Source organism: Streptomyces sp. TRM70350 (assembly GCF_019219825.1).
Classification (GTDB): domain Bacteria; phylum Actinomycetota; class Actinomycetes; order Streptomycetales; family Streptomycetaceae; genus Streptomyces.
In genome coordinates this window covers 26639-49941 of record NZ_JAHUXH010000025.1, presented here as the reverse complement: position 1 = coordinate 49941, position 23303 = coordinate 26639, and the positions used below count along the sequence as shown (strand labels likewise).

The window sequence follows — 23303 nt, the reverse complement described above, 5'->3', positions numbered from 1 at the left end:
GTCAGGTTGCTGAAAAACGGGCTGCAGGATCGTGCCACGCCCGCCTTTCCGACGTCCGTCGCTTTCAGGGCCCGACCAGCCCCGCCCGGATCGCGTACCGCGTGAGCTCTGAGGGCCTCGAAGAAGTACTGCTCGTTGTCGTACATCGTCAGCATCAGGATGCGCAGGCCGGGCAGTCGCCGCGACAGTTCGCGGGCCGCCTGCAGCCCGGTCGTCCGGGGCATCGCCACATCCAGCACGGCCAGGTCCACCCCGCCCGCCCGGGCGAGCGCGACCGCCTCGGCGCCGTCCCCCGCCTCGGCGCCGTCCCCCGCCTCGGCGCCGTCCCCCGCCTCGGCGACGACCGTCAGATCCGGTTCGCCGTCGAGGACGAGCCGTACGCCACGCCGTACGAGCGTGTGGTCGTCCGCGAGCAGTACGCGTAGCGGTGCCGACATCAACGGGCCCCGCCCGTGAGGGGTGTGCGCAGCCGTACGTCCGTGCCCCGCTCCGGCGCCGGACTTCGCCTGAGCACCGCCCCGACCAGCAGTGCCCGCTCCCGCGTCCCGCCGATCCCGGCCCCTTCCGGCGCCGCACCGAGCCCCTTGCCGTGGTCGCGGACGAGCAGCTCGACGCCCGCCCGACCGGCCCGAACCGGAGTTCGGCACGGTCGGCACCGGAGTGCCGCGCGGTGTTGGTGAGCCCCCTGGGCTACCCGGTGCTCACCGTGCACGTCGTGCCGCACCGTCAGGCCGTGCGCGGTGAACTCGCCGACCAGCGCCCGCAGCGCACTGGCCGGCCCCACCTCCGCCAGCACTCCCGGCCGCAACCGGCGTGCGATGCGGCGGATCTCGTCGAGACCGGCCCGGGTCGCGTCCTGCGCCTGCCCGACCTCCTCCCGCAACTCCTCGGGCGCCCGGTCGGCGAGCCGCTTGAGCTGAAGCAGAACGGCGGTCAAGGTCTGCCCGACCTCGTCGTGGAGTTCGCGCGCGACGCGGTGACGTTCCCGCTCCTGGGCGGACAGAACACGGGCCGCACTGGTGGCGCGTTCGGTCTCCAGACGGTCCCGCATCGTGTCGTACGTCGTGATGAGCGCGCCGCCGTCTCCACGGGCCCGGCGACCTCGGCGCGGACGCCAGGGGACCGCAGCAGATCGGCGGTGGCCATGCCCGGCCCAGACGGCCCGGCGGGGCGAGACCGACGCGCGGGACGGCCGCGTCGACCGCGAGCAGCGCCGCGAGGCCGCCGACGACGACCATCGCCTCGCCCAGCGGCACCGGGGTCACAGCCCTGACGACCTCTCCGTTCTCCGCCCGCCGCGTCCATCCGTCATGACACACGTGCCGCCACCGTACGGACGGATGGCAGCATGGCGGGGCCACGGGCCGCCGGGGCGACCGGCCGGACGATCACCACAGCAATCAGCAAGCAGGACGATCAGCAAGGGGAGGAAACGTGTCTGCTCCACGCCTGAGGGCGACGCCGCTACCGGGCATCGGGGTCCAGTACGACCTGGTCACCCGGGAACACCGCCATCTGTCCGTGGTGGCGCACCGCGACGGCACCCGGACGGTCAACGTCTACCGGGCCGACGACCCGGACTCCTGTGCCCACTCCCTGCACCTGACCGCCCCGGAGGCCGGTGCGCTGATCGACGCGCTGCAGCCGTCGCACCACAGCCACAGCCTGCTCTCCACCACGGACCTCGGGCTGGTGGCCGAGCGGATCGAGGTCGGCGGGACCTCTCGCTGGAACGGCCGCGTCCTCGGCGACACCCGGATGCGCACCGAGACCGGCGCGTCCGTCGTGGCCGTGCTGCGGCGGGCCGACGCGATCCCGTCCCCGGCGCCGGACTTCCGGCTCGCGGGCGGTGACACGCTGATCGTCATCGGCACCCGCGAGGGCGTCGACGCCGCCGCGGCGATACTCGGGCGGGAGTGAGCCGGTGCATTCCGCGGTCCTGTTGATCGAGTTCGGTTCGATTCTGCTCGGTCTCGGCCTGCTCGGCCGGGTGGCCGGCCGGCTGGGTTTCTCCCCCATCCCCCTCTATCTGCTCGCCGGGCTGGCCTTCGGCGAGGGCGGTCTGCTGCCGCTCGGGGCGAGCGAGGAGTTCGTGGCGATCGGCGCCGAGATCGGCGTCATCCTGCTGCTGTTGATGCTCGGCCTGGAGTACACGGCCAGCGACCTCGTCACCAACCTCAAGGCCCACTACCCGGCGGGCCTGGTCGACTGCGCGCTCAACGCCCTGCCGGGCGCGGCGGTCGCGCTGCTGCTGGGCTGGGGTCCGGTGGCCGCCGTGGTCCTGGCGGGCGTCACCTGGATCTCGTCCTCCGGTGTCATCGCCAAGGTGCTCGGCGAACTGGGCCGGATCGGCAACCGCGAGACGCCGGTGATCCTCAGCGTGCTGGTCCTGGAGGACCTGGCGATGGCCGTGTACCTGCCCATCGTCACCGCGCTGGTCGCCGGGGTCGGTCTCGCGGCGGGGAGTGTGACGCTGGCGATCGCGCTGGGCGTGGCGGGGCTGGTCCTGTTCGCGGCCGTGCGCTACGGCCGGGTCATCTCGCGGTTCGTCTCCAGCGACGACCCGGAGAAGCTGCTGCTGGTCGTCCTCGGACTGACGATCCTGGTCGCGGGCATCGCCCAGCAGCTGCAGGTGTCGGCGGCGGTGGGCGCGTTCCTGGTCGGCATCGCGCTGTCCGGGGAGGTCGCGGAGGGCGCGCACACTCTGCTGAGCCCGTTGCGCGACCTGTTCGCCGCGGTCTTCTTCGTCTTCTTCGGCCTGCACACCGACCCCGCGAGCATCCCGCCGGTGCTGCTGCCCGCTCTCGCCCTGGCCGTCGTCACCGCCCTGACCAAGATCGCCACCGGCTACTGGGCGGCCCGGCGCGCCGGTATCTCCGTCAAGGGCCGCTGGCGCACGGGCGGCGCGCTGGTGGCCCGCGGCGAGTTCTCGATCGTGATCGCGGGCCTGGCGGTGACGGCCGGCATCGAACCGTCCCTGGGCCCGCTGGCCACCGCGTACGTCCTGATCCTGGTCATCCTCGGCCCCCTCACGGCCCGCTACACCGAGCCGCTCGCGATGCGCTGGCTGCGCCGCTCCAAGGGGGTGTCCGGGCCGGTACGCCGGGAGGAGGACGCCAGGGAGGAGGACGTCAAGACGGAGGCGCCGGTGGGGGACTGAGTCGTCCGTCGGGTGGGGGCGCCGCCGACGGTGGTCCAGGCGGCTGCCCCCAGACCCGGGTCAGTGGCCCACGTCACTCGGAGATGCGGCCGGAATGTGGAGCTCCGGTCGGCTGGCCGTGGCATGCTCATGCGCGGTTACCGACGGGTAGGAAATCTCCCCGCCGGATCCCTCATGTCACCCCCCACCCCCAGGACTCACCTTGCGCAGACGCAAGCGCCACACGCGTACCCTCCTGCCCGTCTTAGGGGTCCTTGCACTATGCCCGCCCGGGTCGCGCGGCCTGGCACCGCACCTCGCCGCGTCGCCGAAACGCCCAGGTAGCTCCGCTACCAGGGCGCTCCGGCGCCTTGCGATGCACGGCACCAGACCACGCGACCTGATCGGACGCTCATAGTGCAAGGACCCCTTATCCGCAGCCGCCCTGCTGCTCGCCGCGGGCTGCTCCGCGCCGCCGCAGGAGGACGGCCGCGCGGCCGTCGAGCAGACCCGCCAGGCCCGTGCCGACCAGGCCGAGCCCGCCGGGGACAGCGAGCCGCTCGCCGTGGCGGCCGCCCCCGCCGACGCCCCGACCGCCACCGCCACCCCGGGCCCGCCCGGTGAGCAGGCGGAGGCCCGTGAGACCGCCCTCACCGTCGACTCCTACGACAGCCGGACCCGACGCGCCGTCATCTCCCCGCCGGCGAAGCCTAGTTCCGGCCCGTCCCCGTCCCCCAGCCCCGCCGTCGGTGACGTGATCGCCAGCGCCCCCGCGCCCGGCGCCCCGGACGGACTCCTCGTCAAGGTCACCGAGGTCATCGGCGAGACCGACGAGGGCACCGAGGTGCGGACCGAGCCCGCCACGCTCAACGCCCTGCTCGGCGACGACACCGCCCGCGGCTCCGTCCCGGTCGACCCCGCCGCCTTCGACATCGACAAGCTCCTCCCCGATGTCGACGTCTCCTGGTCCGAGGCCGGTGACGTCCACATCGGCCCCGAGGGCGGCACGGTCCCGCTCGGCAGCCTGCGCCTCGACGTACGGGCCGAACTGCCCGCCGTCGAGGGCTCACCGGCGTCGGCCGCGGCGTCCGTCTCCGGTCACGTCCAGGTCGCCCCGCAGGTCGACTTCCGGTACGGCGGCCAGGGCACCGGCGCCACCCCGGCCTCCGCGTACCTCGGCGTGTCCGGCGACTGGCCCTCGGGCTGGGCCCTGCGGGGCCGCGCGGCCCTCTCCGACACGCCGCTGCGCATCCCGTTCGCGAAGCTGCACGCCGACCCGGTGCTCCAGGTCGGCCCCGTCCCCGTCGTGGTGAACCTCGACCTGACCTGCTATCTCCAGCTCAGCGGCGACGGCCGGATCACCGCCGACGTCGAGCAGAGCCTGAAGGGCGACTTCAGGGCGGGCGGCACCTTCGGCCTCGCCCAGGGGTGGACGCCGGTCAGCGAGTCCGAGATGACCAGCACGCCGGTCCGCACGGCCCTGACCACCGCCGGGAACGTGAAGGCGACCCTCGGCGCCCAGGCATCCGTCGGTCTCTACGGCACCGTGGGCGTCGCCGCCGACCTGGCGCCGTACCTCCGCGGCGAGGCCACGGCCACCGCCGGCACACCCGCCGTCTGGAGCCTGTACGGCGGTGTCGACCTCACCGGCACCCTGCGCATCCAGCTGTCGGTCTTCGACACACCCGTGTTCCGGCACAGCGTCCCGCTGGGCGCCCTGCACCGGGAATGGAAGCTCGCGGGCAGCGACATGGCGTAGCGGCGGCAGGTCCGGCGGTTCGGCTCGCACGGGGAGACGCGAGCCGGGCCGCCGTGCTGCGCCCCAGCCCGTCGTACGATCCGCGCCGGCGCCCTGCCCGCCGTACGACCGCCTCACCCCCCATCGGGCCGCCACCCCTGCTTGCGCAGCACCGCCGACACGTCCGGTGCCTCGTAGTGCTCGCCCTTGAGGACCTTGCCGTCGGCGCGGCGCCTCACCTGGCCGTCGGGGCCCAGCTTGGTCATGTTGGAGCGGTGGATCTCCGCTATGACCGCGTCCAGGTCGATGCCGTGCACCAGAGCCGTGCCGTACGCCACGTAGACGACGTCGGCCAGCTCGTGCGCCAGCTTGTCGAGGGGGCCGGTCACCGACACCTCGGCGACCTCCGCGGCCTCCTCGGCCAGCAGCTCGGCGCGGTGCGCGGCCAGCTCCGGCGAGACCCGAGTCGGAGTGCTGCGGGCGTCGAGGCCGAAGGCGAGGTGGAATTCACGGACGAGATCGGCGGGCGAAGAACTCATGCGTCGCACACTAACGGCCCCCACTGACAGTGCCCTGTGATTCCCGCCCTGGTCAGCAGCCGTACCGGCTGGCAGGATCGCGCGCATGTCCACAGCGTTCCCCCGTATCGGCACCCGCCGGGCCCTGCAGGGCGCGGCCGCCGGCGTCGTCGCCCTCGGCCTGCTGCTGTGGTGGCTGCTGCCGCTGGGCGAGGAGCCGCCGAGCGGAACGATCACGTTCAGCACCGGCACGCCGCGTGGTGTCTACCAGGAGTACGGCACCCTGCTGCGCACCGAGCTGTCCAAGGACATGCCGAACCTCAAGGTGCGGCTGCTGACCAGTGACGGCTCGCAGGAGAACGTCGCGCGCGTGGCGACCGGCGAGGCCGACTTCACCATCGCCGCGGCGGACGCGGTGGAGACGTACGAGGTGAACAAGGGCCCCGGCGCGGACCGGCTGCGCGGGGTCGCACGGCTGTACGACGACTATGTGCATCTCGTGGTCCCGCGCGACTCGGACATCGACTCGGTCGCGGACCTGCGCGGCAGGCGGGTCGCCATAGGGCTGCCGCACTCGGGCGTGCGGCTGATCGTCACCCGGGTGCTGAAGACGGCCGGGATCGACGCGCAGCAGGACATCACGCCGCTGTCCGACGGCATCGACACCGGCCCGGCCCGGCTCAGGCGGGGCGAGATCGAGGCCTTCTTCTGGTCCGGCGGGCTGCCCACGGACGGCCTGCTGCAGCTGGCCCGGACGTTCGAGTTCAAGTTCGTGCCGATCGACGAGGACTTCGTCGCCGAGCTGCACCGCCAGGGTGGGGCGGCCACCCACTACTACCGCGTGACCAACATGCCCGAGTCGGCGTACGGGGCCCCGGACGGCGCCACCGTGCCCACGATGGCGGTGTCCAACGTACTGATCACCCGCGAGGACATGGATCCCGAGCTCACCGAGTGGGTGACCCGTACGGTACTCAAGAGCCGCGATCGCATCGGCGCGCACGTCCACTCCGCCCAGCTGGTCGATCTGCGCACGGCGATCTACACCGACCCGCTGCCCCTGCACGAGGGCGCCCGGCGCTACTACCGCTCGGTCAAGCCGTAGGGCCGTTGTGGGGCGCCGTTGCGGGGCACGGTCAACGTCACCTTGAGCCCGTGCGGTTCATGATGCTCGTACGCGATCGAGCCACCGGCCGCCGCGAGCAACGCGCGCGTGATGGACAGCCCGAGCCCGGAGCCCTTCACGTTCTGGTGCCGTCCGCTGCGCCAGAAGCGGTCGCCCACACGGGTGAGCTCCTCGTCGGTCAGGCCGGGCCCTCGGTCGGCGACCACGATGGTCGAGGTGCCGCCGTTGGAGGCGACGGTGATCTCGACGCACTCGCCCTCGGGCGTGAACTTCACCGCGTTGTCGATCACCGCGTCCAGCGCGCTGGACAGGGTGACCGGGTCGGCCCAGGCGGTCGTCGGCGGGCAGTTCTCCACCAGCCGTACGCCCTTGGCCTCGGCGGTCGGCGCCCAGGCGGCGACCCGCTCGGCGGTCAGCGCGCCGATGTCGGCGAGTCGGAGGTCGGCCTCGGCGTGCTCGGCGAGCGCCAGGTCGAGCAGGTCGTCCAGGACCCGCGCCAGGCGCTTGCCCTCGGTCTGGACGGAGGCGATCTCCTTGTTGCCCTCGGGCAGTTCGAGGGCGAGCAGTTCGATGCGCAGCAGCAGCGCGGCGAGCGGGTTGCGCAACTGGTGCGAGGCGTCGGCGACGAAGGCACGCTGCTGCTCCAGGACCTCCTCGACGTTGTCCACCATTTCGTTGAACGATCGAGCGAGGCGACGCAGTTCCGGCGGCCCGCTCGCCACCGCGACCCGGGACTTCAGACGTCCGGTGGCGATCTCGTGCGTCGTGGCGTCCAGGACGCGTACGGGTCTGAGCACCCAGCCGGTCAGCCGCAGCGCGGCGCCGACGGCCAGCAGCATGGCGGCCGTCTCGCCGACGGCGATGACCAGCCAGCCGTACAGGGTCCGCGAACGCATCTGCCCGGTGGGCGAGTCGGTCACCACGGCCGCGACGACATCGCCGTCCCGTATGACCGGCGAGGCCACGACGAGCCGACGGTCCTGCCAGGGCCACACCTGCTCGGGGTCGTCGCTGCGGCGGCTGAGCAGCGCCTCGTCGAAGGCTTCGCGCACCTCACCCTCGCGGGGGAGGAACCACTCCGCGGGCGCGTGAGCCATGGAGGTGCCGTCGGCGTAGAAGACGCCGACGCGGATGCCGTAGACGTCGTAGTAGCTGTCGAGTTCGCGGCTCAGCGTCTCCAGGCGCCTTCCCGGAGGGGCGGGCGGGGCGTTGACGAACTGGGCGAGGGCCGCGAAGAAGGCGGTGTCGTCGATCCGGTCGACGACCACCTTCTGCTGCTGGGCCGCGGCCACGCTGATGGCGAGCGGGATGCCGAGCGCCAGCAGAACGGCCGCCATCAGGACGATCAGCAGCGGCAGGAGACGTGTGCGCACCCTGCCCCGCTACGCGGCCGGGGCGACGAGCCGGTAGCCGACGCCGCGCACGGTCTCGATCAGGGCGGGCATGCGCAGCTTGGCGCGCAGGGACGCGACATGCACCTCAAGGGTGCGTCCGGTGCCCTCCCAGCTGGTGCGCCACACCTCACTGATGATCTGCTCCCGCCGGAACACCACCCCGGGACGCTGCGCGAGCAGGGCGAGCAGGTCGAACTCCTTGCGGGTCAGTTGGACAACCGAACCGTCCACGGTGACCTGGCGGGTGGGCAGTTCGATGCGTACGGGTCCCAGGAGCAGCGCGGTCCCGCCGTCGGCGGCGGGGTCCTCGTGGGCGATGCGCCGGCTGACGGCGTGGATCCGGGCGAGCAGCTCCCCGGTGTCGTACGGCTTCACGACGTAGTCGTCGGCGCCGAGGTTCAGGCCGTGTATACGGGAGCGGACGTCGGAACGCGCGGTGACCATGATCACCGGGATGCCGGTGCGCTTGCGGATCTTGCTGCACACCTCGTAGCCGTCCTGGTCGGGCAGGCCGAGGTCGAGCAGGACGACACCGAAGCCGGCGCCCTCCGGGACGAGCGCCTGGAGGGCCTCCTCGCCGCTGCGCGCGTGCGTGACGTCGAAACCGTGCCGTGCCAGGACCGCGGACAGAGCGGTGGCGACGTGGTTGTCGTCCTCGACGAGCAGCAGTCTCATCCCGGCCCCCTTCGGTTCATCGGCAGTACGGACTCGGCGGGTACACAAACACATGCACGCGCGCGCGTGCACCAAGGCAGTCACGCTGATGGATGAGGACGGCGTCAAGAGGGTTCCGGTTGCGCGGCTCTTCCGTTATCCGGCCGATACGCGGGCCGGTCATCCGTGCTACCAGTCGTGTCCGGCTGCTATCGGATCGTGATACTCAAATTCGCCTCAGATGTAATGACGCAGGTCGCGTAGGGTAGCTACTGTCCTCCGAAACCGAGGAGGACGGAGCCTGAGAGCGATGACCGAAGTATCGGTGGCCAAGGAAGATGTGGCCGCAACCGGCGAACTGGTCGTCCTGAAGAGCGTCAACAAGCACTTCGGCGCGTTGCACGTACTCCAGGACATCGATCTGACAATCGCCCGCGGCGAGGTCGTCGTGGTCATCGGGCCCTCCGGGTCCGGAAAGTCCACCTTGTGCCGCACCATCAACCGGCTGGAGACGATCGACTCCGGCTCGATCACCATCGACGGCAAGCCGCTGCCCGCGGAGGGCAAGGCGCTGGCCCGGCTGCGCGCCGATGTCGGCATGGTGTTCCAGTCGTTCAACCTGTTCGCGCACAAGACCGTGCTCGAGAACGTGATGCTGGGCCAGATCAAGGTCCGCCGGGCGGAGAAGAAGCAGGCCGAGGCGAAGGCCCGAGCCCTGCTCGACCGGGTCGGTGTGGCCTCGCAGGCGGACAAGTACCCCGCGCAGCTCTCCGGTGGCCAGCAGCAGCGCGTCGCGATCGCGCGGGCGCTGGCCATGGACCCGAAGGTGATGCTCTTCGACGAGCCGACCTCGGCCCTCGACCCGGAAATGATCAACGAGGTGCTGGAGGTCATGCAGCAGCTCGCCCGCGACGGCATGACCATGATCGTCGTCACGCACGAGATGGGCTTCGCCCGGTCGGCTGCGAATCGTGTGGTGTTCATGGCAGACGGCCGCATCGTCGAAGAGGCCGTGCCGGACCAGTTCTTCAGCAACCCGCGCAGCGACCGCGCCAAGGACTTCCTGTCGAAGATCCTCCACCACTGACCGTCGCTCGCCGCCTTCGCGACGAGCCGCGCTCCCCGCACCCGACGGCCCTCCACTTCATCACGCAAAGGATGTTCACCATGAAGCTCCGCAAGGTCACCGCTGCGGCGACCACCGCACTTGTCCTGTCCCTGGCCGCGACTGCTTGTGGTGGGGGGGATGGCGACTCGGGGTCGGGCTCGGGCTCCGGCGACGGCAAGAAGATCACCATCGGCATCAAGTTCGACCAGCCGGGCCTCGGCCAGAAGACCGCGGACGGCGACTACACGGGCTTCGACGTCGATGTCGCGACGTACGTCGCCAAGGAGCTCGGCTACACCGAGGACCAGATCGAGTGGAAGGAGGCGAAGAGCGCCGACCGCGAGACGATGCTGGAACGCGGCGACGTCGACTTCATCGCCGCCTCGTACTCGATCACCGACGAGCGGGACAAGAAGGTCGACTTCGCCGGTCCCTACCTCCTCGCCCACCAGGACGTGCTGATCCGGGCCGACGACAACTCGATCACGAAGCCGGAGGATCTGAACAACAAGAACCTCTGCTCGGTGGCCGGTTCCACCTCGGCGCAGAACGTCAAGGACACCATCGCCCCGAAGGCCAACCTGCAGACGTACGGCGGCTACTCGGAGTGCCTGACCGGCCTGGAGAACAGCGCTGTCGACGCGCTGACCACCGACGACTCCATCCTCGCCGGCTACGCCGCGCAGGAGCAGTTCCAGGGCAAGTTCAAGCTCGCCGGCTTCAAGCTGAGCAACGAGAACTACGGCATCGGCGTCCAGGAGGGCAGCGACCTCAAGGACAAGATCAACACCGCGCTGGAGAAGATGGTGTCCGACGGTTCGTGGGACAAGGCCGTGGAGGCCAACTTCGGCCCCGCCAACTACAAGAACGAGCCCGCGCCGAAGATCGGCAACATCGTCAAGTGAAGCAGGGGCGCACAGGGGCACGCCGTCCGTGAGGGCGGCGTGCCGCGTCCTCCCCCAACGCGGAAGCGCGGGAGACAGTGTTCGACTTTCTTGCAGACTACGACAACCCCAGCCTGTTGGGCGCCTTCTGGGTGACGGTGCAGCTGACCGTCTTCTCGGCCATCGGCTCGCTGATCTGGGGAACCCTGCTCGCCGCCATGCGCGTCAGCCCCGTACCCCTGATGCGCGGCTTCGGCACCGCCTATGTGAACGTGGTGCGGAACATCCCTTTGACGATCATCATCCTCTTCACGTCGCTGGGCCTCTTCCAAACCCTGGGCGTCAAGTTCGGTGCCGAGGACTTCACGGTCATCAACTTCCGGCTCGCCGTGTTCGGCCTGATCGCCTACACCTCCGCCTTCGTGTGTGAGGCGCTGCGCTCCGGCATCAACACGGTGCCCGTCGGGCAGGCCGAGGCCGCCCGCGCCATCGGGCTGAACTTCCGGCAGGTCCTCATGCTGGTCGTGCTCCCGCAGGCGTTCCGCTCGGTGGTCGGGCCGCTGACCAACGTACTGATCGCGCTGACCAAGAACACCACGGTCGCCGCCGCCATCGGCGTGACCGAGGCCGCGTTCCTCATGAGGGAGATGATCGAGAACGAGGCCCAGGTCATCCTCATCGGTGCCCTCTTCGCGTTCGGGTTCGTCTGCCTCACCCTCCCGACCGGTCTGATCCTCGGCTGGGTGGGCAAGAAGGTGGCGGTGAAGCGATGAGCTCGGTCCTCTACGACGTCCCAGGCCCCCGGGCCAGGCGCCGCAACGCCATCCTCTCGGTCGCGTTCATCGCCGTCTTCGCCGCCGCGTTGTGGTGGGTGTACCGGAAGCTCGACGAGAAGAACCAGCTCGACTGGGTCAAGTGGGAGCCCTTCTTCACGGATTCCCGTGCGTGGACCACGTACATCTTGCCCGGTCTGGAAAACACCCTGATCGCGGCCGCTCTCGCCATGGTCATCGCGCTGCCGCTCGGCGCGTTCTTCGGCATCGCACGGCTCTCCGACCACTGGTGGGTCCGGTGGCCCTCGGGTGCCGTGGTGGAGTTCTTCCGGGCGATCCCGGTGCTGATCCTGATGCTCTTCGCCAACGCGGCGTACGCCCAGTTCACGGACATCAGCTCGGAGGACCGCCCGCTCTACGCGGTGGTCACCGGCCTCGTGCTCTACAACGCGTCGGTGCTCGCGGAGATCGTGCGGGCCGGCATCCTGGCCCTGCCGAAGGGTCAGTCGGAGGCCGCGATGGCCATCGGGCTGCGCAAGGGCCAGACGATGCGGTACGTGCTGCTGCCGCAGTCGGTCACCGCGATGCTCCCCGCGATCGTCAGCCAGCTGGTGGTGATCGTGAAGGACACCGCCCTCGGCGGCGCGCTGCTCAACTTCTCCGACCTGATGGCGGCGGTCCGCCCGATGAGCGCCTTCTACGGCGCGAACACCATCGCCAGCTTCACGGTCGTGGCCCTCATCTTCATCCTGGTCAACTTCGCGCTCACCTCGTTCGCGAGCTGGCTGGAGGCCAGGCTCAGGCGCAGCAAGAGGAGCACCGGCGCGGTCCTCGGCAAGGACGACGTGGACGACCTCAACGCCGCCGAGGTCGGGGGTACGCACGGCACCGGCGCCGGAGGCACCATCTGAGGGTGAGTCAACAGCCTTCAGTGACCCGAGGGGCAGTGGCATGATCGCCACTGCCCCTCGTCGCTTGACGCAAGCACCGGCAATGGGTTGCATACGTTCTGTGATCGTGCACCCTGCTCCAACCTCCTGTTCACATACGTCTCCAAAGGCACCACTGCGGACAGGGAGCGCCGCGTGGATCCGGTGATCATCGTCGGAGCGGGGCCCGTCGGGCTCACGCTCGCCCTGGCGCTCGCGCGTCAGGAAGTGCCCTCCGTCGTCCTCGACGAGGGCCCGGGCACGGAGGAACCACGGCTCGCCCGCACCGTCGTCCTGCGTGAGGACACCGCCGCGCTGATGGAGCGGCTGACCGGGGTGCCGCTCGCCGAGGCCGGGACCCGCTGGGCCGGATGGCGGTCGATGCGGCGCAGGCAGGTGGTGCGGGAGATCACGTTCGAGGGCGTGGATGACGCCTCCAGCGACTCCGGCGGCTTCGGTGACGTCGAGCACGTGCGCGAGGCCCGCTCGGAGTACGCCGTGACCACCGGCGCCGCCCCGGAGGAGCCGCCCCTGCACCTCGCCCAGCACGTCATGACCGGCGCCCTGCGCGCCGCCATCGACCGCGAGCCCCTCGTCGAAATCGCGTCAGACAGCAGGCTCGACACCATCGAGCAGGAGGCCTACGGCGTCACCGCGCGCACCCGAGGCCCCAAGGGCACCTGGTGGCGCGGCAGTTACCTGGTCGGCTGCGACGGCCCCCGCTCGACCGTGCGCAAACTCCAGGACATCCGCTTCCCCGGCCGCACGGCGGTGGAACGATACGCCGTCGCCGCGCTGCGTGCGGAACTGCCGTGGCCCGGCCGGGCGTTGCTCCACCGGATGCCGCCGTGGCGCACATCGGGCCCCTCGGCCGGGGAGATCACCGCACGTCCGCTGCCCGACGGCATCTGGCGGCTGGACTGGCTGCTGCCGCCCGGCAAGGACCTGGTCACGCCCGAGCTCCTGGTGACCCGCATCCGGGAGACCCTCGCGGGCTGGACCGGCGGCTCCACCCCGCCGTACGAACTCCTCGACACCGGCGTGCACACCGTCCACCACCGCCTGGCCCGCCGCTGGCGCGTCGGGCGTGTCTTCCTCGCCGGGGACGCGGCCCATCTGCTCGGCGCGCTCGGCACGCAGGGGCTGGAGGAGGGGCTCAAGGACGCCGACAACCTCGCTTGGAAGCTGGCGCCGGCCTGGCACGACGGGCCGCGCGAGACGCTCCTCGACAGTTACCAGGCGGAGCGCCGCGCCGTCGTCGCCGCCCGGCTGCGCGCCGCCGACCAGGTGCTGCCGCTGCTGCGCGGCGGCGGGACCCTGCGCTCCTACGTCCCCGGCGCGGGCCGCGGCCATGACGCGCTGCTCACCGACGGCCACCTGGGGCGCGGACCACTGGGCGCGCCGGGCACGTACGCCGACTCACCTCTCGCGCCCCGGCGCATCGAGGCAGAGGTCCCCGTCGACACGCTCCCGGGTGCGCCGGTGGCGGATGTGAGGGTCACGGCGGAGGACGGTTCCTTCGTACAGCTGCGCGACCGGCTCGGTCGCGGCGCGCTGCTCGTCGTACTGATCGCTCCGGGCACCGGCGTGTGGGAGCGCAAGCACTGGGTGACCGCCGGGATCATGCCCCGGCTGGCGGCCGCGGTCACCGCGCTGCCCCACAGGGCCGAACTGCTGGTCGCCGAGCGCTACCCGGGCGCGTCCGCCCACACCGTGCTCCTCATCCGGCCCGACGGCCACCTGGTCACGGCCCTCAACGGCGTCCGCCCGGCCGACCTGTACGCGGCGGCGGAGGCGACACTGGGCGGCCCGGCAAAGGCCACGGCCGAGGCCACGGCGGGCTCGCGCTGACCCCTCGTGGTGCTGGGTGTGCCTGCTCGCTCGCCGTCACTCTGTGTCTCCGTCCGCAGGGTGACGGCGAATTGACCGGCCAGGACCGGCATGGTGTACTCCGGAACGTGACCGGCACCTGCGTACGCCTGTGGCGGAGAGTCCATATGGACCTCCTCCGCTACGCGGGCTGCGTGTGTCGTCCCGCCTGCTGATCTCGCCTTTTCTCCCTCACCGCGCGCGCCGCTGACGCCTCGCCGCGCGCGCTCACGCGAACGCTCATCAGGACGGTGCACGTTGTCCGCCTCTCCCGCTGCCTCCTCTGCCCCTGTTTCTCCTTCCGCTTCCGGATCTGCCGTGGGCACCCCGACGCAGGCCGACCTTCTCGACTTCGCCCGGCGTACGGCCGCCGACGCCGCGCTGATCGACTCCCTTCCGCTCGACCCGGAGGCCCGCACCTGGGTACGGCTGGAAGGTCCCGGCGGCAGCGAGGCCTGGCTCATCGGCTGGCCGCCCGGCACGGGCACCGGCTGGCACGACCACGCCGACTCGGTGGGCGCCTTCCTCACCGCCCGCGGCGAACTCACGGAGCACTCCCTCGCCGCCCGGCTGCCCACCGACGGCTGGAAGACCCTGGAACTCACGGAGGGCGTCGACCGGGAACGCCGCCTGCGGGCGGGCCAGGGCCGTTCCTTCGGCCGCCACCACGTCCATGAGGTACTCAACGAGTCCCCCGACCGACACGCCATCTCCGTGCACGCCTACTACCCACCGTTGCCGCGGATTCGGCGTTACAGCCGCGCGGGGAATGTGCTGCGGTTGGAGCAGGTGGAGCGGCCGGAGGACTGGCAGTGAGGCAGGGTGTGGGGTGGGGGTGTGGGTGTGGGTGTGGGTGAGCGAGTAGGCGGTAGAGGGGCTTTGAGGAGCGGCGATGAGTGGTGAGCGTGGAATGCCGGTGGGTATAGACGAGTTGCTCGAACGGGTACGCGAGGGGTACGTGCGGATCGAACCGCAGGAGGCCTACGAGGCCGCCCGGGCCCGCGAGGCGCTCCTCGTGGACATCCGGTACCAGGCCCTGCGCGAGCGGGACGGCGTGATCCCCGGCGCCCTGATCGTGGAGCGCAACGAACTGGAGTGGCGCCTCGACCCCCACGGCAGCCACCGCCTTCCCGAGGCCACGAGCCACGACCTGCGCGTTGTGGTGATCTGCAACGAGGGTTACGCGTCGAGCCTCGCCGTGGAGTCGCTGCACCGAGTGGGGCTGCACCGGGCGACGGACCTGGAGGGTGGGTTCCAGGCTTGGCGGGGTGCGGGACTTCCGGTGACGGCGAGCCCATGAGGCGTAGGCGGCCGGGCGTGGGGGACGCCGAGCCCGTGAGGGCGCAGGCAGGGCGTGGGTGCGACGCGGGGCCGGAGAGAGCCACCGGCATCGTCCCCACCACCCGCGCCCGCAGAGCCGAAGCCCGCCGACCAGGACACCCTCAGAACCCCTCCTCTCCCAAGAACTCCGTATCCTCCCCCTCTTCCTCCAACGCCCGCCGCACCACCCGCAGGGCCATCCCCTCGGGATATCCCTTCCGCGCCAGCATCCCCGCCAGCCGCCGGAGTCGCTTCTCCCGGTCGAGGCCGCGTGTGGAGTGCAGCTTGCGGGCGACGAGTTCACGCGCGGTCGCCTCCTCCTGCTCAGTGTCGAGCTGGGCAACGGCCGCGTCGATCAGCGTGGAGTCGACCCCCTTGGTCCGCAGCTCCTGCGCCAGCGCCCGCCGGGCCAGCCCCCGGCCGTGATGCCGGGACTCCACCCAGGCGTCCGCGAAGGCACTGTCGTTGATCAGCCCGACCTCCTCGAACCGCGACAGCACCTCCTCGGCCACGTCGTCCGGGATGTCCCGCTTGCGCAGGGCGTCCGCGAGCTGCTTCCGCGTGCGCGGGGTCCCGGTGAGCAGGCGCAGGCAGATCGCCCGTGCCCGCTCAGCCGGGTCCCCTGGGGACTCCTCCTGCTCGGCCCTCGACAAGGAGGAGGTGTCCCCGTCCTCGGCGGACGGCTCTGCGAAGCCACGCCGACGGCGCCCACGCCCCCGTCGTGAGCCGGCCTCGCCGCGCCCCCCGCGGTCGCCACGAGGCCGACCGCCATCGCTCGCACCCGCACCGGCGTGCGAGCGACCGCCCGGCCACTCGTCACCGTGCCCAGCGCGCGAGCCACCGCCCGGCCACTCGTCACCGTGCCCGGCCCCGGCAAAGCCCCCCTCGTCCGCCCTCCCCGGATCCGGCTCCCGCGGGACACCGGGGTATGCGTACTCGGCCCAGTCGGTTCGCCGTGTCACGGGTCAGCTCTTGGCAGCCGCGGCCTTGGTCCTGGCCGTCTTGGCCGTCGCCGGTGCCGGCACCGCCTTGGGCGCTTCGTCCGCAGGGGTGGCGACCGCGGCGACCGCGCCCGGTTCGGCGGCGGGCTCCTCGGGCCGTACCCCGACGCCGAGCTTCTCCTTGATCTTCTTCTCGATCTCGTTGGCCAGGTCGGGGTTGTCCTTCAGGAAGTTGCGCGCGTTCTCCTTGCCCTGGCCGAGCTGGTCGCCCTCGTACGTGTACCAGGCGCCGGCCTTGCGGACGAAGCCGTGCTCCACGCCCATGTCGATCAGACCGCCCTCGCGGCTGATGCCCTGGCCGTAGAGGATGTCGAACTCGGCCTGCTTGAAGGGCGGTGCGACCTTGTTCTTGACGACCTTGCAGCGGGTGCGGTTGCCGACCGCCTCCGTGCCGTCCTTCAGGGTCTCGATGCGGCGGATGTCGATGCGCACCGAGGCGTAGAACTTCAGCGCCCGGCCACCGGTCGTGGTCTCCGGCGAGCCGAACATCACGCCGATCTTCTCGCGGAGCTGGTTGATGAAGATCGCGGTGGTCTTGGACTGGTTGAGCGCGCTGGTGATCTTCCGCAGGGCCTGGCTCATCAGGCGGGCCTGCAGACCCACGTGGCTGTCGCCCATCTCGCCCTCGATCTCCGCGCGCGGGACGAGCGCGGCGACGGAGTCGATGACGATGAGGTCGAGCGCGCCGGAGCGGACCAACATGTCCACGATCTCCAGCGCCTGTTCGCCGTTGTCCGGCTGGGACAGGATCAGATTGTCGATGTCGACGCCGAGCTTCTTCGCGTACTCGGGGTCGAGGGCGTGCTCCGCGTCCACGAAGGCGACCTGTCCGCCGGCCTTCTGAGCATTCGCCACCGCGTGCAGGGTCAGGGTCGTCTTACCGGAGGACTCCGGTCCGTAGATCTCCACGACACGGCCGCGCGGCAGGCCGCCGACGCCGAGGGCCACGTCGAGCGCGGTCGACCCGGTCGGGATGACCTCGATGGGCTCCTTCGCCCGCTCGCCCATGCGCATGACCGCGCCCTTGCCGAATTGCCGTTCAATCTGCGCGAGGGCGGCGTCGAGTGCCTTCTCGCGGTCGGTACCTGCCATGGGTTCCACCCGGTTTGCTTGAGTCGATCGCTTCACGTCAAAGACGCTAACGCCTGCCACTGACAATGCGCCCCGACGCCGGTCCGGCCTGTGGATAACTCGGGCACTTCTCCATCAATCCCTGTGGAAATCCCCGTCGAGAGCCTCACCGGAGCCCCCATGAGAATGGATGTTCGATTTTTGTGTCAAGCTCACCACGCAGCACTTCCGAGACTACGACCGCGCACCGACACCGGCCCCCGATTCCGCCTCACCGCCCCGAACCCCGCCCTGCTTCCCCGGCGTACGACAGGTGTCTCCGGCCGTACGACGACGGCACCGGACCTCCTGCGCCAGGCTCTGGCCATGGAATCCCCCGCGCCGCCCGCGCAGGGCCCCCCACACAGCCGACCCCACCCCGTCTCCGGGAGCCGCCGTCTCTCGCCTCTGCCACGCGACCGCCCTCCTCCTGATCGTCTCCGGCCCGGCGCACCTGGTGGTGTTCGCGGTCGACGGCGGCCCCTGGCACGGGCCCGTCTCCTGGCGCAAGCCGGTGGCCTGAGGCTGCGTGCGGTGCTGCTCGCCGTGTTCGCCGCCGACTGTGCGATGGAGGTCACCGGCCTCACCCTCCAGGCGTGGCGCCGGGTGCCCGGCATGGCCCTCGCCGTGCGGTTCGGGTTCGCGATGCTGCTCGTCGCGCCGACCTCGGGCGCGGCGATGATCGCGCGCGATGTCGTGCTCGTCCGGACCGGCGACCAGGAGGCGGCGTACGACTCCACGGCCCCGCTGAAGCCGTCGCACGGGGTCAGTCTGCACGCCGTACGGGTCCTGCCCGCGCTGGCCTGGCTGCTCTCGCGCACCCCAGGGAGCGAGCCGGTCCGCAGCGGATCGTGGCTGCGGCGGTCGGCTGTTGCGCGGCAGCGGTCGCCGGAGCCATGGGCCGTTCTCACGTACTGAGCTGACGCCTGCGAGCAAGCTCCCTTACGAACGCTCCTCTGCGAAGCCTCCCCCCGGTTCCCCCGGCTGCCCCACCAAGTCTTCCCCCGACTCACTCAAGTCTTCCCCCGACTCACTCGACTCCCCCGACTCCGCCACCCGTAGCCGCCCCCACGCCCGCCGCGCGCGCGTGACGAGCCCCGTCCCCGGTGCTCGTCTCCGATGCCCGTGCACCCGGGGGTCGTCCGTGACGTCGTACCGCTTCACATACGCCCCGAGGAACGCCTGGAGCGTGGCGACCGCCGGGATGGCGATCAACGCGCCGACCGCGCCGAGGAGCGCGGTGCCCGCGATGACCGACCCGAAGGCGACCGCGGGATGGATGTCGACGGTCTTGGCGGTCAGCTTGGGCTGCAGCACGTAGTTCTCGAACTGCTGGTAGATCACGACGAAGATCAGCACCCACAGCGCGTACCAGGGATCGACCGTGAAGGCGATCAGCATCGGCAGGGCACCGGCGAGATAGGTGCCGATGGTGGGGATGAACTGCGACACGAGCCCCACCCAGACCGCCAGCACGGGTGCGTACGGCACGCCCAGGAACTCCAGCAATATGTAGTGCGCCACACCCGAGACGAGCGCCATCAGACCGCGCGAGTACAGGTAGCCGCCGGTCTTGTTGACGGCGATCTCCCACGCGCGCAGCACCTCGGCCTGCCGGGCGGGCGGCAGCACGGAGCAGAGCGCGCGGCGCAGCCTCGGGCCGTCGGCGGCGAAGTAGAACGCGAACAGGGTGATCGTCAGCAGTTGGAACAGGCCCCCGAGGACCTGCGTGGACACGTCCAGGACGCCGGTGGCGCTGTTCTGCACGTAATTGCGCAGCCAGTCGGAGCGGAGCAGGCCCTCCTGGATGTCCACGCGCCTCAGTTCGGTCTTGAAGTGCGTGTTGATCCAGTTGATGACGGAGTCGAGGTAGTCCGGGAAACCCTCGACCATCGTGATGATCTGCCCCGCGAGCATCGAGCCGAGCAGTGTGACGAAGCCCGCGGAGACGATTATCACGGCGAGGAAGACCAGGCCGGTGCCCAGTCCCCGGCGCATTCCGCGCGAGGCCATCCAGCTCACCGCGGGCTCGATGGCGAGGGCCAGGAAGAACGCGATGAGGATGTTGATCAGCAGGCCGGTGAGCTGGTGGAAGGCCCAACTGCCCAGCTGGAACACGGCGACCAGGGTGAGCGCCAGCACCATGGCTCGTGGCAGCCAGCGCGGCATGCGCCCACCGGGCGCGACGGCGCCGTCGGCGAGAGGCCGGGTGGGCGGCGTCGTGCCGGAGGGGGATGCGTGCGGGGGTGCCTGCCCGGTCTCGTCTGCCACGGTGCAAGTTTCACCCACGGCACCGACAATCGGGTGACGTCCTGCGATCTTCGTGAACGGTCAGCGCTTCTCCTGTGGCACGTTCATGACCGTACAGACCACGCGCCACACGTCCTTGGCCTCCCAGCCGGCGTCGAGCGCCTGGTACACGGTGCGTCCGCCGAGCTCCGACATCACGTGATCGCGCGCGAAGGTGTCGGCGTATCCCGGACCGAAGTGCTCCGCCATCCGCTCCCAGAAGACCGTCAACCTCATGACACCAGTATCCCGCCCCTGAGAGTGGGCCCGAGCCGGGAGCCCATGCCGAGACCGCTTTCCGTCCTACGGTCTGAGCCATGGCCGAAACCGGAGCTTCACCACTCCCCCCGACGCCCCCGGCGCACTCCCCACTGTTCCGCGCCGAGCAGTTCGTCTGGCTCACCGCGCGCGTGCTGGAGCAGCGTCTCTTCGCGTACCACTTTCTCCACGGCACCGCCGACCCGGTGGAGACGGCGCTGGACGCGTACCGCAACCAGGACGGCGGATACGGCCACGCCCTGGAGCCCGATCTGCGCGGTCCGGTCAGCCAACCGCTGCACACCGTGCAGGCCCTGCGCGTCCTGGATTCCATCGGGCGCTGCGGCGGCCAGCGCGTGGAGCGCGTGTGCCGCTATCTGACGTCCGTCTCCACGCCGGACGGTGCGCTGCCGGCGGTCCATCCCAGCCAACGCGGCTATCCGACCGCGCCCTTCGTACCGATCGTCGACGACCCGCCCAGCGCACTCCTCGCCACCGGACCGGTGGTGGGCGTCCTGCACCGCAACGAGGTCTGGCACGCCTGGCTGTTCCGGGCCACGGACTTCTGCTGGCAGGCGGTCGAGTCCCTTGAGAAGTCCCACCCCTACGAGATCCAGGCGGCCGTGGCCTTCCTGGACTCCGCACCCGACCGCCCGCGCGCGGAGGCGGCCGCCGACCGCCTGGGCCGCCTGGTCCGCGAACACCGCCTCGCCGCCCTCGACCCCGACCGCCTGGACGACTACCCCGTGGCCCCCGGGTACGCCCCCGGCGAGTACCACTTCCCGCACGACTACGCCGGGACACCGCACTCCCTCGCACGCGTGTGGTTCACCGACGACGAGATGACACGCTCCCTGGACTTCCTGGCGAGCGAGCAGCAGGAGGACGGCGGCTGGCCGATCCGCTGGCGCCAGTGGGAACCCGCCCCCGCTCTTGAGGCACGCCCCCTGGTGACGATCGGGGCCCTGCGCACCCTCAGGTCCTACGGCCGCCCCATCGGCTGACCCCGCACCTCACCCGCCCACCGCCCGCACCCCCGCCGTCACCACCACGGCCGCCGCGACGACCAGCAGAAAGGGAGCACGCAGAAACAGCGCCACGGCGGCCGCGGCAACCCCGGCGGCCCGCGCGTCCAACACCAGTGCCCGCCCGTCGGCGAACGTCTGCTGGGCCGTGAGAGCGGCGAGCAGGGCGACGGGCAGCAGCGCGGCCAGCCGCTTGACGAGGGGCCGCTCCAGCACACCGGCGGGCACCAGCAACCCGGCAAGCTTGACGGCATAACAGCCGACAGCGGTGACACCGATCGCGATCCAAATGTTCAACGATCCCCCTCGGGTCCCTCGCGGCGCCCGCGCGCCCACAGCACGACCGGCGCCGCGAGCGCGGCCACCAGCACCGGCAGGCCGGCAGGCAACACCGGCAACAACGCCAGCCCCAGAATCACCGCGAGCCCGGCGACAGCCCGCTCGGTCCCACTCCGCAGCATCGGCGCCAGCAACGCCAGAAAGACCGCGGGCCCGGCCGCATCAAGCCCCCAAGCAGCCGTATCGCCGATGGCCTCCGCGCCCAGCGCCCCGAGCAGCGTGGTCAGATTCCACAGCGCGTACAGACTGAGCCCGGTCACCACGAACCCGATGCGGGCACTGCGCCGCGTGGGCTGCGCCAACGCGACCGCCGCCGTCTCGTCGATCATCCACTGTGCGGCGAACGGACGCACCGCGCGCGGGAGGGCAAGCAACTGCGACAGCCGCAGCCCGTAGAAGGCGTTGCGCATGCCGAGGAAAAAGGCGCCCGCGGCCGCCGTGAAAGGATTCCCGCCCGCGGCGAGCGCACCCACCAGCGCGAACTGGGACGCCCCGGTGAACACCAACAAACTGAGCGCGCACGTCTGCCACAAGCTGAGCCCACTGCCCGCCGAGGTCACCCCGAAGGCGAACCCCGACAGTCCTACGGCGACTCCGACGCCGAGGGCGTCCCGTACGACGGCGGCATCCGGCCTTCCGTCGGCCCGTATGTCTGCGAGAGCTGTCTGTTCTGTCACGCGTCGGACGGTAGGCGCAGCCGCCGAGCCACGTCTTGTACGTTCTTGCGCTCCCGCTGGTACGCCCCCGGCGGCACCCCCACGATCCGGCTGAAATGCCGGTTCAGATGCGGCTGGTCGGTGAACCCCACCAGCGTGGCGGCCTCGGCAGGCGCCGTCCCCGCATCCAGCAGCCGCCGCGCCCGCCGCACCCGGGCATCGGTCAGCCAGGCATGGGGCGGCATCCCGTACGACTCCCGGAAAGCACGCAGCAACGCAAACGGGCTGGTCCCCAGCTCACCCGCGAGCTTCTCCAGACTCGGCGGCTCGGCCATCCGCGCCTCCAGCACCTCACGGGCCCGTGCGGCGACCCGGGCCCCAGCGGTCCGCACCTCACGCTGCGGCATCGCCCCACCGTTCAACCGCAGCAACCGCGTCACCACGACCCGCAACAGCGTGTCCGCGGCCAGGGCGTTCCCCTCGTCCGCGGCACGCAGCACCCGATGCACCAATGCAACGGCGTACGGATCTTCGAAAACCGGCCGCACAAACCCCGGCGTCCCACGAATCACCGTCGTCTCAGCGGCGATCTCCGCCACCACGTCCGGCGAGGGATAAACAGCCCCATACCGCCACCCTTCCGGCACCCCCGCCCGCCCGGTATGCGGCGTATCGGGATTGACCAACGCCAGCGCCCCGGCTCCCGCATACTGATCGCCCCCGCCGTGATGAAAGACCTCGGCCCCGTCCGCGATAGCGGCGATCACAAAGTTCTCGTGCGTATGCCGCACGAACTCCTTCCGGATATACCGGGCCCGCAGCAGATCCACACCGGGCAGCTCCGAGTACTGCCAATGCCGCGCGCGCTCACCCGACCCCATGACCTCATTCTCCGCGACCGCCGCAGGACCACGGCGGGGCCAGCCGCCCACGGCGGGAAGGGGTCGTGTCGGGGGGTGTCCGCCCGCAGCGGTTGGCGCGTCAACACGGGCGAGTCGGTAAGAGACCGATTCCGCGCCGTTCCGAGGACGGACACCCCCGGCGCGGCCCCGACCACAACCCGCACGGCAGGCGCTACAGCAACCACGCACCCACCCGCGCAGGCCGCCGCAGGCACCCGCCAGGATCCCCCACAAGCCGCAGAGATCCGGCAGGAACCACCACATCCGCCAC

The 23303-nt window shown here is 71.1% G+C and carries 23 protein-coding genes and 3 pseudogenes; 14 read left to right on the top strand and 12 right to left on the bottom strand.

Annotation, left to right across the window (positions count from 1 at the left end; genetic code table 11):
- Window positions 1–59: 59 nt before the first annotated feature.
- Window positions 60–437 (bottom strand): annotated as a pseudogene (locus tag KWI83_RS28795) (response regulator transcription factor); the annotation flags it as partial.
- A pseudogene (locus KWI83_RS28790) lies at window positions 437–1274 on the bottom strand (sensor histidine kinase); the annotation flags it as partial. The pseudogenes KWI83_RS28790 and KWI83_RS28795, both read right to left, overlap by 1 nt.
- A gap of 160 nt (window positions 1275–1434) precedes the next feature.
- Between KWI83_RS28790 and KWI83_RS28785 the strand changes: the two are divergent.
- From KWI83_RS28785 to KWI83_RS28775, 3 genes are all read left to right on the top strand, one after another.
- On the top strand, window positions 1435–1920 hold the full coding sequence (locus KWI83_RS28785) for a TrkA C-terminal domain-containing protein (protein WP_218517315.1): 486 nt from the start codon (window positions 1435–1437) through the stop codon (window positions 1918–1920).
- Between the two features lie 4 nt (window positions 1921–1924).
- Complete coding sequence (locus tag KWI83_RS28780; protein WP_308122235.1) at window positions 1925–3160, top strand: cation:proton antiporter; 1236 nt, start codon at window positions 1925–1927, stop codon at window positions 3158–3160.
- Window positions 3161–3584: 424 nt separating this feature from the next.
- The gene (locus KWI83_RS28775; protein ID WP_218517354.1) at window positions 3585–4898 is read left to right on the top strand and encodes a hypothetical protein; all 1314 of its coding nucleotides are present in this window, start codon (window positions 3585–3587) and stop codon (window positions 4896–4898) included.
- 113 nt (window positions 4899–5011) lie between these two features.
- On the opposite strand, the gene KWI83_RS28770 is transcribed toward KWI83_RS28775, so the two are convergent.
- Window positions 5012–5416, bottom strand: a complete 405-nt coding sequence (locus tag KWI83_RS28770) for a MazG nucleotide pyrophosphohydrolase domain-containing protein (protein WP_218517314.1) — start codon at window positions 5414–5416, stop codon at window positions 5012–5014.
- 85 nt (window positions 5417–5501) lie between these two features.
- Here KWI83_RS28770 and KWI83_RS28765 point away from each other — a divergent pair, with 85 nt between their 5' ends.
- The gene (locus tag KWI83_RS28765) at window positions 5502–6500 is read left to right on the top strand and encodes a TAXI family TRAP transporter solute-binding subunit (protein ID WP_218517313.1); all 999 of its coding nucleotides are present in this window, start codon (window positions 5502–5504) and stop codon (window positions 6498–6500) included.
- On the opposite strand, the gene KWI83_RS28760 is transcribed toward KWI83_RS28765, so the two are convergent.
- Window positions 6479–7894 (bottom strand): HAMP domain-containing sensor histidine kinase, encoded by a 1416-nt coding sequence (locus KWI83_RS28760; RefSeq protein ID WP_218517312.1) that lies wholly within the window; start codon window positions 7892–7894, stop codon window positions 6479–6481. The two genes, KWI83_RS28765 and KWI83_RS28760, sit on opposite strands and share 22 nt — an antisense overlap.
- A gap of 9 nt (window positions 7895–7903) precedes the next feature.
- Complete coding sequence (locus KWI83_RS28755) at window positions 7904–8590, bottom strand: response regulator transcription factor (RefSeq protein WP_218517311.1); 687 nt, start codon at window positions 8588–8590, stop codon at window positions 7904–7906.
- A 289-nt stretch (window positions 8591–8879) separates the two neighbouring features.
- Here KWI83_RS28755 and KWI83_RS28750 point away from each other — a divergent pair, with 289 nt between their 5' ends.
- The 8 genes from KWI83_RS28750 to KWI83_RS28720 all read left to right on the top strand — a co-directional run bounded on the left by KWI83_RS28750 (window position 8880) and on the right by KWI83_RS28720 (window position 15432).
- Window positions 8880–9656 (top strand): amino acid ABC transporter ATP-binding protein, encoded by a 777-nt coding sequence (locus KWI83_RS28750; protein WP_189698524.1) that lies wholly within the window; start codon window positions 8880–8882, stop codon window positions 9654–9656.
- An 80-nt stretch (window positions 9657–9736) separates the two neighbouring features.
- The gene (locus KWI83_RS28745) at window positions 9737–10582 is read left to right on the top strand and encodes a glutamate ABC transporter substrate-binding protein (protein ID WP_218517310.1); all 846 of its coding nucleotides are present in this window, start codon (window positions 9737–9739) and stop codon (window positions 10580–10582) included.
- A gap of 77 nt (window positions 10583–10659) precedes the next feature.
- Complete coding sequence (locus KWI83_RS28740; protein ID WP_218517309.1) at window positions 10660–11334, top strand: amino acid ABC transporter permease; 675 nt, start codon at window positions 10660–10662, stop codon at window positions 11332–11334.
- Window positions 11331–12245, top strand: coding sequence for an amino acid ABC transporter permease (locus KWI83_RS28735; RefSeq protein ID WP_218517308.1), 915 nt, complete (start codon window positions 11331–11333; stop codon window positions 12243–12245). The genes KWI83_RS28740 and KWI83_RS28735 overlap by 4 nt, the downstream gene beginning before the upstream one ends.
- A gap of 174 nt (window positions 12246–12419) precedes the next feature.
- Window positions 12420–14114, top strand: coding sequence for an FAD-dependent monooxygenase (locus KWI83_RS28730; RefSeq protein WP_218517307.1), 1695 nt, complete (start codon window positions 12420–12422; stop codon window positions 14112–14114).
- A gap of 107 nt (window positions 14115–14221) precedes the next feature.
- Window positions 14222–14308, top strand: coding sequence for a putative leader peptide (locus tag KWI83_RS40440; protein WP_374106400.1), 87 nt, complete (start codon window positions 14222–14224; stop codon window positions 14306–14308).
- 82 nt (window positions 14309–14390) lie between these two features.
- Entirely contained in the window at window positions 14391–14948 is a 558-nt protein-coding gene (locus KWI83_RS28725) for a cysteine dioxygenase family protein (RefSeq protein WP_218517306.1), read from the top strand.
- Window positions 14949–15024: 76 nt separating this feature from the next.
- Window positions 15025–15432 carry a rhodanese-like domain-containing protein gene (locus KWI83_RS28720; RefSeq protein ID WP_218517305.1) on the top strand — a complete coding sequence of 136 codons (408 nt, stop codon included), beginning with the start codon at window positions 15025–15027 and terminating at the stop codon, window positions 15430–15432.
- 142 nt (window positions 15433–15574) lie between these two features.
- Here KWI83_RS28720 and recX read toward each other — a convergent pair whose 3' ends face one another.
- Window positions 15575–16414, bottom strand: coding sequence for a recombination regulator RecX (gene recX, locus KWI83_RS28715; protein ID WP_218517304.1), 840 nt, complete (start codon window positions 16412–16414; stop codon window positions 15575–15577).
- 3 nt (window positions 16415–16417) lie between these two features.
- Window positions 16418–17545 carry a recombinase RecA gene (gene recA / locus KWI83_RS28710; RefSeq protein ID WP_218517303.1) on the bottom strand — a complete coding sequence of 376 codons (1128 nt, stop codon included), beginning with the start codon at window positions 17543–17545 and terminating at the stop codon, window positions 16418–16420.
- Between the two features lie 448 nt (window positions 17546–17993).
- Here recA and KWI83_RS28705 point away from each other — a divergent pair.
- Window positions 17994–18481, top strand: a pseudogene (locus tag KWI83_RS28705) (hypothetical protein).
- Window positions 18482–18505: 24 nt separating this feature from the next.
- Here KWI83_RS28705 and KWI83_RS28700 read toward each other — a convergent pair.
- Window positions 18506–19732, bottom strand: coding sequence for an AI-2E family transporter (locus tag KWI83_RS28700; protein ID WP_256362946.1), 1227 nt, complete (start codon window positions 19730–19732; stop codon window positions 18506–18508).
- A 162-nt stretch (window positions 19733–19894) separates the two neighbouring features.
- A complete protein-coding gene (locus KWI83_RS28695) occupies window positions 19895–20089 on the bottom strand; it encodes a DUF3046 domain-containing protein (protein WP_218517301.1) in 195 nt (64 codons plus the stop codon).
- An 80-nt stretch (window positions 20090–20169) separates the two neighbouring features.
- Between KWI83_RS28695 and KWI83_RS28690 the strand changes: the two genes are divergently transcribed.
- Window positions 20170–21114 (top strand): hypothetical protein, encoded by a 945-nt coding sequence (locus tag KWI83_RS28690; protein ID WP_218517300.1) that lies wholly within the window; start codon window positions 20170–20172, stop codon window positions 21112–21114.
- Between the two features lie 9 nt (window positions 21115–21123).
- On the opposite strand, the gene KWI83_RS28685 is transcribed toward KWI83_RS28690, so the two are convergent.
- Genes KWI83_RS28685 through KWI83_RS28675 form a run of 3 tightly spaced genes read right to left on the bottom strand, consistent with a single transcriptional unit; the run spans window position 21124 to window position 23011 of the window.
- Entirely contained in the window at window positions 21124–21432 is a 309-nt protein-coding gene (locus KWI83_RS28685; protein ID WP_218517299.1) for an AzlD domain-containing protein, read from the bottom strand.
- Complete coding sequence (locus tag KWI83_RS28680) at window positions 21429–22151, bottom strand: AzlC family ABC transporter permease (RefSeq protein ID WP_218517298.1); 723 nt, start codon at window positions 22149–22151, stop codon at window positions 21429–21431. The genes KWI83_RS28685 and KWI83_RS28680 overlap by 4 nt, the downstream gene beginning before the upstream one ends.
- A complete protein-coding gene (locus tag KWI83_RS28675; RefSeq protein ID WP_218517297.1) occupies window positions 22148–23011 on the bottom strand; it encodes an AraC family transcriptional regulator in 864 nt (287 codons plus the stop codon). Before KWI83_RS28675 ends, KWI83_RS28680 begins: the two co-directional genes overlap by 4 nt.
- Window positions 23012–23303: the final 292 nt, after the last annotated feature.

What these genes read in the sequence shown, in the direction of transcription:
- KWI83_RS28700 (WP_256362946.1), bottom strand. Translation starts at nt 19,732, where the DNA reads ATGCCGCGCTGGCTGCCACGAGCCATGGTGCTGGCGCTCACCCTGGTC.
- KWI83_RS28690 (WP_218517300.1), top strand. Translation starts at nt 20,170, where the DNA reads ATGGCCGAAACCGGAGCTTCACCACTCCCCCCGACGCCCCCGGCGCAC.
- recA (WP_218517303.1), bottom strand. Translation starts at nt 17,545, where the DNA reads ATGGCAGGTACCGACCGCGAGAAGGCACTCGACGCCGCCCTCGCGCAG.
- KWI83_RS28675 (WP_218517297.1), bottom strand. Translation starts at nt 23,011, where the DNA reads ATGGGGTCGGGTGAGCGCGCGCGGCATTGGCAGTACTCGGAGCTGCCC.
- KWI83_RS28755 (WP_218517311.1), bottom strand. Translation starts at nt 8,590, where the DNA reads ATGAGACTGCTGCTCGTCGAGGACGACAACCACGTCGCCACCGCTCTG.
- KWI83_RS28765 (WP_218517313.1), top strand. Translation starts at nt 5,502, where the DNA reads ATGTCCACAGCGTTCCCCCGTATCGGCACCCGCCGGGCCCTGCAGGGC.
- KWI83_RS28720 (WP_218517305.1), top strand. Translation starts at nt 15,025, where the DNA reads ATGAGTGGTGAGCGTGGAATGCCGGTGGGTATAGACGAGTTGCTCGAA.
- KWI83_RS28770 (WP_218517314.1), bottom strand. Translation starts at nt 5,416, where the DNA reads ATGAGTTCTTCGCCCGCCGATCTCGTCCGTGAATTCCACCTCGCCTTC.
- KWI83_RS28745 (WP_218517310.1), top strand. Translation starts at nt 9,737, where the DNA reads ATGAAGCTCCGCAAGGTCACCGCTGCGGCGACCACCGCACTTGTCCTG.
- KWI83_RS28695 (WP_218517301.1), bottom strand. Translation starts at nt 20,089, where the DNA reads ATGAGGTTGACGGTCTTCTGGGAGCGGATGGCGGAGCACTTCGGTCCG.
- KWI83_RS28735 (WP_218517308.1), top strand. Translation starts at nt 11,331, where the DNA reads ATGAGCTCGGTCCTCTACGACGTCCCAGGCCCCCGGGCCAGGCGCCGC.
- KWI83_RS28750 (WP_189698524.1), top strand. Translation starts at nt 8,880, where the DNA reads ATGACCGAAGTATCGGTGGCCAAGGAAGATGTGGCCGCAACCGGCGAA.